Origin of the sequence: Streptomyces sp. NBC_01224, from assembly GCF_036002945.1 — a bacterium.
Classification (GTDB): domain Bacteria; phylum Actinomycetota; class Actinomycetes; order Streptomycetales; family Streptomycetaceae; genus Streptomyces.
Genome location: NZ_CP108529.1, coordinates 1,014,138 through 1,026,040, shown reverse-complemented (window position 1 = coordinate 1,026,040; position 11,903 = coordinate 1,014,138). Strand labels below are relative to the sequence as shown.

Sequence of the window (11,903 nt, the reverse complement as noted above, 5' to 3'; positions counted from 1 at the left end):
CGACACGGAATCAGGGGACGGGGAAGACCGATGCAGTACGTGGACTCATGGCGGGCCGTGGCAGCGGCGACCGGTGCGGCGGACCGGGCCGCGGCCGAGGACGGGCTGCGGCTCGCCTACCGCAGCGCAGGACTTGCCGAGCCGGAGCGGATCGTCTGGGTCGACTCGCCCAGGGCCGCCGTGGAGGCCGTCGAGAAGCTCGTCGACGCCGGACGCTCGGTGCGTGACGAGGTACGGACCCGGCCCTGGGCGCAGGAGCGGCGCCGGATGTACGACGAGCTGGGCCCGGCGGGCTGGTCCGCCCTGTGGTCCGCCACGGGGGCGCAGCTCTGGGAGACCACGGCGGCGCTCGCCGAGCGGATCAGGGCCGGTGTCGTCGCGGACCTCACGGAGCGCCCCGAGGACGAGTCCGATGTCCGGCTGGTGCTGCTCGACGCGGTCCTGGGTCAGCACGATGCGGCCTGGCTCGCCGCGTTCGACGGCCGGGGCGAGCGGCTCGACGGTCTGGCCGAGGTCGCGAGGCACGCGGGCTGGTGGTGGCCGTACGAGCGTGTGGTGGTGATCAGCGAGCGGCCCGAAGCGCTCCACCGGGACGAGGCGGGCCGGCTCGACCGCGGGGACGGCCCGGCGCTCGCCTACCGCGACGGCTTCGCGCTCCACGCCTGGCGGGGCATGCCCGTGCCCGCCGAATTCCTCGCGGAACTGAACTCCCTGACCCCCGAACGGATACGTGAGGAGGAGAACGCGGAACTGCGCCGCGTGATGCTGGAGTTCTACGGTTACGACCGCTACCTCACCGAGTCGGGCGCCGAGCCGGTCCATCGGGACGAGACGGGCATCCTCTGGCGGATCGCGCTGGACGGCGACGAGGACGTGGTGATGGTCGAGGTCGTCAACTCCACCCCGGAGCCGGACGGAACCCACCGCACCTACTGGCTCCGGGTGCCGCCCGGCATGAGGACCGCGAAGGAGGGTGTGGCCTGGACCTTCGGACTCCAAGGGGATGCGTATGCACCCCTGCGCCAGACCTGATCTCCGTCGGCCGAGCAGGCGGAACGCCTTTCAGATCCCGGCGTCGAGGTGGGTGCCGATCCGTATGAAGGCCGGGACCAGCGGCGCCGGGGGGACCGAGGGCGACATGACCTGGGAGGCGAAGTGCACGATGACCAGGTCCAGTTTGGGGGAGATGAACAGGCGCTGTCCGTGGATGCCGCTGGCCATGAAGGACTCGTAGGGGTCGTTCAGGATCCACCAGAGGTCGTGGTACGAGAGCGTAGCGGGCGAGTCCGGGGGTGCCGCCGGGAAGCGGACCCGCCGGGGGTAGCCGTCCGGGGTGCCGGTGGCGATCGTCGTGGCGATGCTTTCGGGCACGATCTGACGGTCACCGACGGCGCCGCCGCATCGGACCATCTCGCCGAGCCGGGCCACGTCACGCAAGGTCGCGCTGAAGCCGCCGCACGCCGCCTCGGTTCCTTCGGAGTCGAGGATGTAGTAGCCGTCCTCCTCCATCCCCAGCCGGGACCAGATCACCTCGCTGAGCAGCGCGGACGTACTGATGCCGGTGACGCGGCGGAGGACTTCCGCGAGGGCCTCGACATTGCCGTTCTCGTAGCGGAATTCCGTGCCGGGCTTGCCGGTGGCCCGGGCGGTGGCGAGATGTTCGCGGATGCTGGTGGGGCCGTTGTAGCCATAGGGGCGCAACTGAGGGGCGAGGATGGCGAAGTACCGCTGGGCCTCGATCGCCTTGTCGAAAGGCCGGCCGGCGTAGCTCATCAGGGTGCCCATGTGCAGCAGATCGTCGACCCGTGCCTCTCCGAACGCCGTTCCCGTGAGTTCGGGGACGTATCGGGTAACGAGCGCGTCGCGGTCGAGCAGCCCCTGGTCCGCGAGGATCGCTGCCAGGAGGCCGATGTACGACTTCGCCGCCGAAGCGTTGAAGTGCGGCACGTGGGATTCGTATCCGTGCAGGTAGCGCTCGTAGACCACGGTGCCGCGGTGCATGACCAGGAAGGCGTCCGTCTGGGCGGCGGCGAAGAGCGCCGACAGGGTCAGCGAGCGGCCACCGGACGTGGTGAACTCCAGCGCTTCGAGATCGTGCGGTGCGCAGGGTACGTCGAGCGGCTGCGTCCTGCCGCGCCATACGCGCCGGCTGGGCACGGTCTCGCGGCCCGACGTGGTGTGCCGGCGGACCCAGGCCGGGTCCGTGAATCCGCGCGCCCAGGTCAGCTCGGTCAGCGAAGGTGTTTCGGTCATGCGCCCACTCCTGTCGGTGCTGCCAACTGATCAGTACCGTACAGCGTGTCCAGAAACGTGGCCAGGTCCGGTCGGGTCGGCAGGCCTATGCGCTCGCCTCGTCCACCGGGGGGTCGAAGGCGCCCGGAGCGTCGGACGGGGCGAGTCCGGAGGCCCAGACGCGGCCGTACACGGACAGATCCCGGAGGTGCCCGGTGATCTCGGCGGCGCTGTAACCGGTGTCGTTCTCGACCCACCAGGTCAGCACGCCGATGAGCTCGCCGGTCCAGGCCCGGGCGATGACGTCGAACGGGATGCGCGGTGTGACGCCGAGCTGCGCCGCGCGCTCCCGGAAGACGGTCTCGACGCGCTCGCAGATGATCGCGGAGAACTCGCGCAGAGCGCGCCCGTCGCCCTCGCCTCGGAGAATGACCTGGTAGACCCGCCTCTCCTGCTCCGCGTGCCGGAAGATGTAGAGCACCGGAAGGCCGGTGAAGCCTTGTGTCTGCGCCTGTTCGACGGCGGGCAGAAGACGCTCGCGGTCCTCCGCCAGATCCCGGACGATGCCGAGGAGCAGGTCCTCCTTGTCCCGGTAGTGCGCGTAAAAGGTCGCGCGGGCGACATCGGCGCGCTCGGTGATCTCTTCGACGCTGAGCGCGTGGAATCCCCTCTCCAGGACGAGGTCGACGAGGGCCGCGCGCAGGGCGCGGTGGGTGCGGCGGACACGGCGGTCACCTGCAGTCTTCATGCCCTGGATTATTGCGTCTTCCTTTCGAACCGTTGACCGGCAGGCTGCCGCGCGTTACGTTTCCGGCCATCGAGATTGTTAACAGACAGCCTGTTCAGTTATGGAGTCGTCATGAACCTCGGGCGATATGTACGCAGGTCCAGCACCCACCATCCCGAAGCCGAAGCCGTCGTCTGCGGCAGCACGCGGCTCACCTACGCCGCCCTCGACGAGCACAGCGACCGGCTCGCCGCCGCGCTGCGCGCCCTCGGCCTGACGGCCGGAGACTGCGTCGCGACACTGGCGGCCAACCGCGCCGAACTCGTCGTCACCGAAGTGGCCCTGTACAAGGCCGGACTTGTGCGCGCCCCCGTCAACGCACGCCTCGGCGCGCAGGAAGTGGCCCATCTGCTGCGCGAGTCGCACGCCCGGGTGCTTCTGGTGGACGCCGCCCACGTGGAGGCGGCCCGACAGGCCGTGCCGGGCAGCGAGGTGAAGAGCGTGATCGGTTTCGACGGACCGGGCGAGCTCGGTCCTGGCTACGCCGAGGTCCTCGCCGCCACCCACCGCGAGCCGGTCGACGTCGACTGCGACGAGGACGACACGGCCGTCCTGCACTTCACCTCAGGCTCCACCGGCAAACTCAAAGCGGCGACACAGACGTATGGCAACCGTCTCGCCCTGATGCGCAAATCCGTGATGAACGCGCACACCCGGGTCGGCCCCGGTGACAAGCAGATCCTGGCCGGCCCCGTCACCCACGCCTCCGGCATGCCTCTGATGGGCATCTTCTTCGCCGGTGGATGCGCCGTCGTCATGGAGCGCTGGGATGCCGAAGCCTTTCTCGCCACCATAGAACGGGAGTGCGCGACGCACGCGTTCGTCGTACCGACCATGATCAATACGGTGCTCGCACTGCCCGCCCCGGGCGCCTACGACGTCTCCAGCCTGCGCCAGCTCATGTACGGTGCCGCACCGATGTCACCGGCGCGGATCCGCGAGGCGTGGCAGCTGTTCGGCCCCGTGCTCTCTCAGGGATACGGCTGCGGGGAGACCACCTCTGGCGTGCTGTTCCTGTCGACCGACGATCACCGGCGCGCGATCGAGGGCCAGGACGAGGAACTGCTGCTGTCCTGCGGCCGCCCCCTCACCGAGGCCGAGATCAGGATCGTCGACGACTCCGGTGCCCAGGTCGCCGACGGCGAGATCGGTGAGATCGTCGTCCGGGGCCCCGACGTCGTACCCGGTTACTTCAACGAACCCCGCCTGACCGCCGAGACCTTCCACGACGGCTGGTTCTGTACCGGCGACCTCGCGCGGCGCCGTGGCGACGGCTACATCTTCATCGTCGACCGCAAGAAAGACATGATCATCTCCGGCGGTTTCAACATCTACGCCGTCGAGGTCGAATCCGCCCTGCACCAGCACCCCGACGTGTTCGAGGCGGCTGTCGTCGGGATCCCGGACTCCGAATGGGGCGAAGCCGTCAAGGCCGTCGTCGTCCTGCGCGACGGCGCGGAGCTTCAGGAGAGCGAGCTCATCGACTTCTGCGCGTCCCGGCTTGCCCGCATGAAGAAGCCCCGCTCCATCGACTTCGCTGACGCCCTTCCCCACAACCCCAACGGCAAGATCGACCGCCGTGCCATCCGCGAACGCTACTGGGCCGGCGCCGAACGCCGCGTGCACTGAACGGACACCACTCATGACCTTCACCCTCGAACCGTCGTACGACGACAATCCCCGTCTGCAGGAGCTCGTCGAAAGGCTCCGCACCTACCTCCGCGACGAGTTGATCCCCTTCGAACAGGAACGGGGCATCACTCCCGAGACCAAGGTCGACCGGCCCGTCCTCGAACAGGTGTGGAAGCGAAGCCGTGAACTCGGTTTCTACGGCGTCAACCTGCCGCCGGAGTACGGCGGGCAGGGCCTGTCGCTTTTCGAACTGTGCGCACTCAAGGAGGAGTTGACCGCCTCGGGTGCCGCCCTGTCCCACTCGGTCCTCGGCGACATGGGCGGCCCGCTGCGTGCCGGAGCGATCCTTCACCATGCCACCGAACACCAGCTGCAGCGCTATCTCCTGCCCGTGATCCGCGCCGAGCGTGCCTGCTGCTTCTCCATCACCGAGGACGACGCGGGCTCCGACGTCCGGCGCATGACCACCACCGCGACCCCGGACGGCGACCACTACGTCCTCAACGGACGCAAGGTGTTCAGCTCCGCCGCCCCCTTCGCGGACTTCGCCGTCGTCGTCGTCAGAATGGCCGGCACCGAGGAGTCGTACAGCGCTTTCCTCGTCGACCTCGACACCCCGGGCTGTCAGGTGCTGGACGGCGAAATACCCATGTCCGGCCAGCAGATGGAGGGCGACCTCCTGTTCGAGGACTGCAGGGTCCCCGCCGAGAACCTCCTCGGCGAGATCGGACAGGGACTGCGGATCGGCATCGGACGCATCACCCTCAACCGCCTGTTGCACTGTCCTTCCCTGATCGGCGCCGCCCGCCGCGCCTGGGACCTGTCAGTCGACTACTCCAAGAACCGGGTCGTCTTCGGCCGCCCACTGCTCGCCCTCCAGGCCATCCAGCACAAGCTCGCCGAGATGGCCACCGACATCTACGCCGCCCGTTCCATGGTGATGGCCACCGCGGCCAGGGCCGACGAGGGCGCTGCCATCGGTGTCGAGGCGAACATGTGCAAGCTGTTCACCTCCGAGTCCTGCTTCCGCGTCGCCGACCAGGCCGTACAGATCCATGGCAAGGCCGGACTGACCCACGGTCACGAGGTCGAGCAGATCTTCCGCACGCTGCGCATGTTCCGCATCGTCACCGGCACCACCGAGATCCACAAGAACGCCATCGCCAAATCGCTCGTGTGACCCGGCGGGCCGGGAGCTCCCCGCCCCGGCCCGCCCACCGGCTCACCACATGCCCAGGAGCCCGGCACAGGCTCGTGCGGCCCCTCGACACACCAGCTGGGCCCATCTGCACCCCCGCACCCGCGCAGGAGTCACCCATGGCCACCCGCCCCACCGAGCCCGTCACCGGCTGCGCAGCCCCGCACCCGAGCGTGCCCGAACCCCGCTACAACCCCCGTCGCGCCTGGCTGATCACTGCTCTGATCGTGGCCTTCATGGTCATCAACTACGCCGACAAGTCCGTCCTGGGCCTGGCCGCCGTCCCGATCATGGACGAACTCGACATCAGCAACGGCACCTACGGTCTGATCTCCAGTTCCTTCTCTCTCCTGTTCAGCCTCTCCGGGCTGCTCGTCGGCTTCACCGCGTCGCGCATATCGAGCCGGATGCTCCTGTTCACCCTGACCATCTTGTGGGCCGTTGCCCAGCTGCCGGTCCTTTTCGTGGCCGCTGTGCCCACGCTCATCGCCGGCCGCGTGCTGCTGGGAGCCGCCGAAGGGCCCGCGGCCCCGATGTCCATGCACGCCCTGTACAAGTGGTTCCCCACCGCCAAACGCGGACTGCCCTCCGCGCTCCAGATCGGCGGTGCGGCTCTCGGTACCCTCATATCGGCGCCCCTGCTCACCTGGCTCATCAGCGACTTCGGCTGGCGCTCGGCGTACGCGGTGCTCGCGCTGGTGTGTGTCGTCTGGAGCCTGATCTGGTTCAGGCTCGGACACGACGGCCCCTTCGGGCAGGACGGCTCCTTCGGACACGCCCTTGAACCCGCGGTCACCGCAATCCCGCCGTCGGGCCGTCGCCTGCCCTACCGCAGACTCCTGCTGAACGGGACGGTACTCGGCTCCATAGCCAGTGCTTTCGGTGCGGCCTGGGCCCTCTCCCTCAGCCAGGCCTGGCTCCCCGTTTATCTGAGAACACAGCTGGAGATGACGCCCGCCCGCGCGGCCACCACCATCAGCGTCATCTCCGCCTTCAGCCTCGTCCTCCTGCTGACCCTCTCCCCGCTCGTCGATGCCCTGAAATCGCGCGGGGTGTCCAGTCGCTGGTCCAGCGGTGTCCTGCAGGGCGCTGCCGTGGTCGTCGCAGGTACCGCGATGGCCGTCTTCCCCTTCGTCGATGCGTCCGGTCCGCGCCTCGTACTGATCGGGGTGGCGTTCGGCGGACACGCCATCGCCATCCCCCTGCACTACATGACCACTGCGGAAGTCGTGCCCCCGCGCCAACGAGGAGCACTGTTCGGCATCGTCGCGGCCACCGGCACGCTGCCCGGCCTCGTCGCACCCTTCCTCACGGGTCGCATCATCGACACCGCAGGCTCGGAATCGGCCGGTTACCTCGTGGCCTTCCTCATCGCCGCCGCGGTCATGCTCACCGCGGGGGCCTTCGCCATCGCCGCCATCCGGCCCGAACGCGACGTCGTACGGCTCGGCATCCCCCACCCGGACCGCCGGGAAGCCGGCACGTCGGGGTGATCCACCGGCGGAAGGCGCATCTCAGGCCGTCAGTGCCGCACGGTCGATGCCGAGTTCGCGGGCGAGGGCCTCGTCGGTCCAGGCCAGCATCGTGGCCCGGGTGAGCGGACCCGCGTACGACGTCATCTGTACGGCCAGGCCGTCCAGCAGGGCGGTCAGCCGCCAGGCCACGGACATCGGGTCGTCGCAGTGGAACTCACCGGCGGCGGCGCCCTCTTCGATGACCTCGGCCAGCTCCGCCTTCCACTGCTGGTCGAGATCGCCGGCCACATTGCGCAGAGCCGGGTCGCGCAGCGAGGCCGCCCAACCCTCGATCCACAGCCGCCAGCCCTTGGCCTGGCCCGTCGGGGCGTACCAGCGGACGGCGGCGCGCAGCCGCCGTACCGCACTCGTGCGGCGGCTCAGCAGCTTGCGCAGATGGGCGAGGTCGGCCTCGGCGGCATGCGCGAAGGCGGCCGCGACCAGCTTCTCCTTGGTCGAGAAGTGGTAGAGCACGAGCGCATTGCTCACACCGAGCACGGCGGCCACGTCGGCGATCCGTACCGCTGCGACCCCCCGCACCTCGATCTGTTCGACGGCAGCGCGCAGGAGCTCCTCACGCCGTTCCGCCACGCTCAACCGCACTCTTGCCACGGCGTCACCCTAACGAATGCGCGGGGCCCGGGCAGGCCGGGGGGCGGAGCCGCGTACGGCCCCGCCCCCTGTTCATCCGACGCCCGGGGCGCCGGCCTGCACCGTCAGCACCAGATGTCGGCGCAGCCGGAGTTGTACGCGTCGATCAGGGTCTCCGTCAGCGAAGCACCCGAGGTGTCCGTGACGGTGGACTTCAGATCGACCTTGGCGGTCCCGAGGGCCGGCACGGTGACCTTCCAGCGGCCGTCCGCCCCGCGAGCCGCCACGGCCTGCTTCCAGTCGGTGCCGTCCGTTGCGTACCAGACCTTCAGTGAGGCGATGGGAAGCGCCTTCCGGCTGCCCTGCGCGGACAGACCGACCGTGTAGTCGAGCGGTTTTGCGGGTTCGGCCGCGTTCTCGCCGGTGAGCGGCAGCCGGTAGTCGAGGTCCAGCAGCCGGGCCGGTGCGGCCGACTTCTCGTGCCCGGAACGCAGCCGCCACTCGCTGGTGACCCTGGTCCCGAGCATCCAGGTCACCGGATCCGGCGACGTACGCGTGGCATCGACAGTCAGCCGGTACCAGCTCTCCTTGCGCGGCAGGTCGAATGTGGCGCGTCCCGGTGCGGCATTGCGGGCCAGCACCTTTCCGCTGTCGTCCGCCAGGACCGTGCTCCCGCTGTCCGCGTCCGGTGCCGTCTCGGCCCGGTGCCCGGCCGCGTCGGAGAACACCGGGAGCGCCACCTTCAGCTTGTCGCCCTCCCTGACGACCTGGGCGGCACCGGCCTGCTTGCCGAGCGCCGGGTTGAAGGGGGCGGACATCCAGTCGTCCCGGTAGTCGCCGTCCTTGCGGTACATGGTGGGAGCGCTGACCAGCGTGCCCAGCGGGTAGACCGTGTCCCCGACGTCGTACTGGTAGTGGAAGGTCGCCGTCGTCCACGCCACGTCCGGGGAGAAGTACAGCGTCTGCTCCGACGGCGGACGGTAGCGGGTGACCTGCTGATAGAGCGTCAGCCCGTGCCAGGTGGTCCAGGCGTACATGCCCTTGGGGTCGGACGGGTAGCCATGGGTGCGCTCGGTCGTCCGCACCTTGGCCAGCCCGGACCGCCGGTCGACCCAGTCGGCCCCGGCCGGGACCCGGCCGTCGACCGAGTGGTGCAGATAGTAGGCGTCCGCCCCGGTGCTGACGCCGTCGAGCGTCAGGGTCAGCGGCCCCTCGGCCAGCCGGTCCCGCAGCGCGGGCACGCTTGCCTCGTCCAGCCGGAGCACCGGCGTCGGCCGGTAGACGGAGAGCCCGTAGCCGACGTACATGATGGCGGCCGTGCCCGCGTCGGTCAGCTTCTGGTAGAGCGCGTTGTTGAACGAGGTCTGGCTGGTAGCCGGTGTCCACAGCACGATCTTGCCCTTGAGGTCCATCGTCGCCGGGTCGGTGTCGGCCCCGGTGCCGATGTCGACGACCTCGCCCGTGGCGGTGCCCAGCCAGCTGTAGATGCTGTACTGCGACAGCAGCAGCTTCAGCGCGTTCGCCGAGGAGCCGGGCTCGTGCGCGTCGACCTCACGCTGCTGCCAGCTCAGCCCGCCGAAGAATGTCAGCCCGTCCAGTGCCGCCCCGGTCGTGGGCACGGCCTCGACGCGGTACTGGCCGGCGGAACTCGGCGCGACCAGACCGCTGTCCACGGCGCCGGAGCCGGTGCCTGTCCGCGAGACGATTCCGGTCGCCGACTGGAGGGTCACCCGGGCGGACCCGTCGTCCACCCCGATCCGTACCGGCTTCGCGTCCTTGCTGTCCAATGCGACCGAGGTGTCCTGATCCACCGTCACCCGCCGGGCGAAGTGGATCGCCGTGGTGCCGACGACGGTATTGCCCACCTTGTCGTACTCCCAGGTGTGCCCGAGGGCCCGGTAACTGCCGCGCGGCAGCGTCACCTTCTTCGGGGTGGTGCCTGTCAGCCCGATCAGCTGGGACGCGCCGGTCTTCTCGTTCTGCAGAACCACACCCGTCGAGGTGGCCTCGCTTCCCTCACGCGCCGCGGGTCCGGTCAGGGTGAGGGTGTACGTCTCGGGATCGGCCTGGATCGAGACGGGCACGGTCGCCCGTCCGCCTCCCGGCCAGGTCGCCGTCACGGCACCGCCGTACGTCGTGCCCGCCTCGACCCGCGACGGTTCGAGGGTGACCTTCGAGACGGCGGAGGAACGCGCCGGCACGGTCAGCGTCTGCGCGTCGAGGCGTACCGCCGAGCCCTGCCCCGCGGAGAGCCGCAGCCTCACCGGCTTGTCGGTGGTGTTCGTCCACGTCAGCTCGCGGCTCTGCGGCTCGGCGGAGGTGTTCGGGTACGTGGTGTGGGCGGCCAGCGTGGCGGGTTCGGCGAGCACCGCAGTGGCCAGTGCGGCCGGTACGTCGGTGAGGCCCGAACCGGTGTCGGAGACCGTCGCACCGTCCACCGGCGCGGCGCTGCCGATCAGTGCCGCCTTCAGTCGGGCGCCGGACCAGTCGGGGTGCCGCTGGGCCAGCAGGGCCGCGGCGCCCGCCACATGCGGGCTCGCCATCGACGTACCGGAGAGCGAGGCGTACCGCTCGGTGACGGCGGCGTCGTCCAGGGTGCCGGCGGCCCGCGCTGCAACGATGTCACTGCCGGGGGCGGAGATCTCCGGCTTGACGGCGGGCCGGCCCTGACGCGGTCCGCGTGAGGAGAACGCCGACATCTCACGGACTTGGTGACCGAGCCGACCGTCAGAGCGGCGTCGGCGGCACCGGGTGCGCTGATCGTCCGGTCGCCGCTGTTGCCCGCAGCGATGACGAAGAGCGTGCCGTGCTCGGCGGAGAGCTTGTCGACGGCGGCCGACAACGGGTCGGTGCCGTCGGACGCCACGCGCGAGCCGAGGCTCATGTTGACGACCTTGACGTCCTGGTCGACGGCCCACTGCATGCCCGCCAGGATCCAGGAGTCGTAGCCGTAGCCGTCGTTGCCGAGCACCTTGCCCTCGACGAGCTCCGCACCCGGTGCGACACCCGCGTACCGGCCTTCGGAGGCGGCCCCGGAACCGGCGATGATCGAGGACACATGGGTGCCGTGGCCCTGCATGTCCTGCACGTCGCCGTCTCCGGTGAAGTCCTGCGAGGCGACGACGGCGCTCTTCAGATCGGGGTGGTCCCGGTCGTAGCCGGTGTCGAGAACGGCAACTCTGGTGCCCTTCCCGGTGATCCCGGCACGGTGCGCCCGGTCGGCGCCGATCTGCGGTACGGACTTGTCGAGCGTGGCCCGCACCCTGCCGTCGAGCCAGACCTTGCCGATGCCCTCGGTGCGGGCCCGCGATTGGGTGCCGAGCTGTTTCCAGACGGTGTCGGCCGACTTCTTCGGGACATTCAGCGCGGTGGTCTGTGTGGTCGGGAATGCCGCGGCGACCCGTGCGCCCTTCGGGGCGTCGGGGCTCCCGGACGACGATGCGGCACCGCCGACGAGGATGCGCAGCGAGTCCGTATCGGCATCCGCGTAGCCCGAGGCGACGAGCTCGGTCACATCGAACAGCCGCTGGTCCACACGGCCCCGGGAGATCTGGCCCATGGCGTCGATCGGTACCGCGTACTCGTGGCCGCCGGCCCGGAAGCGGGTGAAGCCCATGCCCTCGCGGCCGGTTCCCGGCACGATCGAGCTGATCTGTACGCCGTCCCCACGGCCGGAGTACGTCACCACATCGCCGGTCAGCAGGGTGACGGTGCTGCTCCCGCCGGCTGTTGCCGGGGAGGTGGACGGGTTGGCGAAGGCTGCTGTGTTGTCGGCGGCAGCGGGCAGTGTTCCACCGGTAAGGGCGGCGGCAAGCACGGTGGCGCAGACCGCCGCCCATCTGGTCCGTCTCATTCTCACCTCGTGAACTCGTGTGTTTTCAGGGGGTGGTGAGGTGAGAGTGTCAGGAGCATGGCGGATTGGAGCTGGGCCGGGGCTGGCGGGAAGCTG

General features: G+C 69.7%; 7 protein-coding genes and 1 pseudogene. 4 read left to right on the top strand and 4 right to left on the bottom strand.

From position 1 onward, the window contains the following. Nucleotides 1–30 precede the first annotated feature (30 nt). On the top strand, nt 31–1,032 hold the full coding sequence (locus tag OG609_RS04530; RefSeq protein WP_327271566.1) for a DUF6745 domain-containing protein: 1,002 nt from the start codon (nt 31–33) through the stop codon (nt 1,030–1,032). Between the two features lie 30 nt (nt 1,033–1,062). On the opposite strand, the gene OG609_RS04525 is transcribed toward OG609_RS04530, so the two are convergent. Together OG609_RS04525 and OG609_RS04520 are read right to left on the bottom strand one after the other, a co-directional pair. Beyond that, nucleotides 1,063–2,253 carry a serine hydrolase domain-containing protein gene (locus tag OG609_RS04525; protein WP_327271565.1) on the bottom strand — a complete coding sequence of 397 codons (1,191 nt, stop codon included), beginning with the start codon at nt 2,251–2,253 and terminating at the stop codon, nt 1,063–1,065. Between the two features lie 85 nt (nt 2,254–2,338). Continuing rightward, a complete protein-coding gene (locus OG609_RS04520) occupies nt 2,339–2,980 on the bottom strand; it encodes a TetR/AcrR family transcriptional regulator (RefSeq protein WP_327271564.1) in 642 nt (213 codons plus the stop codon). A 111-nt stretch (nt 2,981–3,091) separates the two neighbouring features. Here OG609_RS04520 and OG609_RS04515 point away from each other — a divergent pair, with 111 nt between their 5' ends. The 3 genes from OG609_RS04515 to OG609_RS04505 all read left to right on the top strand — a co-directional run bounded on the left by OG609_RS04515 (nt 3,092) and on the right by OG609_RS04505 (nt 7,342). Next, nucleotides 3,092–4,648, top strand: coding sequence for an acyl-CoA synthetase (locus tag OG609_RS04515; protein ID WP_327271563.1), 1,557 nt, complete (start codon nt 3,092–3,094; stop codon nt 4,646–4,648). Nucleotides 4,649–4,661: 13 nt separating this feature from the next. Continuing rightward, nucleotides 4,662–5,831 (top strand): acyl-CoA dehydrogenase family protein, encoded by a 1,170-nt coding sequence (locus tag OG609_RS04510; RefSeq protein ID WP_327271562.1) that lies wholly within the window; start codon nt 4,662–4,664, stop codon nt 5,829–5,831. Between the two features lie 137 nt (nt 5,832–5,968). After that, entirely contained in the window at nt 5,969–7,342 is a 1,374-nt protein-coding gene (locus OG609_RS04505; RefSeq protein WP_327271561.1) for an MFS transporter, read from the top strand. A 21-nt stretch (nt 7,343–7,363) separates the two neighbouring features. Here the strand turns inward: OG609_RS04505 and OG609_RS04500 are convergent, their stop codons facing one another. Both OG609_RS04500 and OG609_RS04495 read right to left on the bottom strand, forming a co-directional pair. After that, nucleotides 7,364–7,975, bottom strand: coding sequence for a TetR/AcrR family transcriptional regulator (locus OG609_RS04500; RefSeq protein ID WP_327271560.1), 612 nt, complete (start codon nt 7,973–7,975; stop codon nt 7,364–7,366). Nucleotides 7,976–8,079: 104 nt separating this feature from the next. Further along, nucleotides 8,080–11,513, bottom strand: a pseudogene (locus OG609_RS04495) (S8 family serine peptidase). Nucleotides 11,514–11,903 lie beyond the last annotated feature (390 nt).

Bases quoted from the DNA above. Each gene is read 5' to 3' on its own strand.
- OG609_RS04505 (WP_327271561.1), top strand. From the start codon at position 5,969: ATGGCCACCCGCCCCACCGAGCCCGTCACCGGCTGCGCAGCCCCGCAC.
- OG609_RS04510 (WP_327271562.1), top strand. From the start codon at position 4,662: ATGACCTTCACCCTCGAACCGTCGTACGACGACAATCCCCGTCTGCAG.
- OG609_RS04520 (WP_327271564.1), bottom strand. From the start codon at position 2,980: ATGAAGACTGCAGGTGACCGCCGTGTCCGCCGCACCCACCGCGCCCTG.
- OG609_RS04525 (WP_327271565.1), bottom strand. From the start codon at position 2,253: ATGACCGAAACACCTTCGCTGACCGAGCTGACCTGGGCGCGCGGATTC.
- OG609_RS04515 (WP_327271563.1), top strand. From the start codon at position 3,092: ATGAACCTCGGGCGATATGTACGCAGGTCCAGCACCCACCATCCCGAA.
- OG609_RS04530 (WP_327271566.1), top strand. From the start codon at position 31: ATGCAGTACGTGGACTCATGGCGGGCCGTGGCAGCGGCGACCGGTGCG.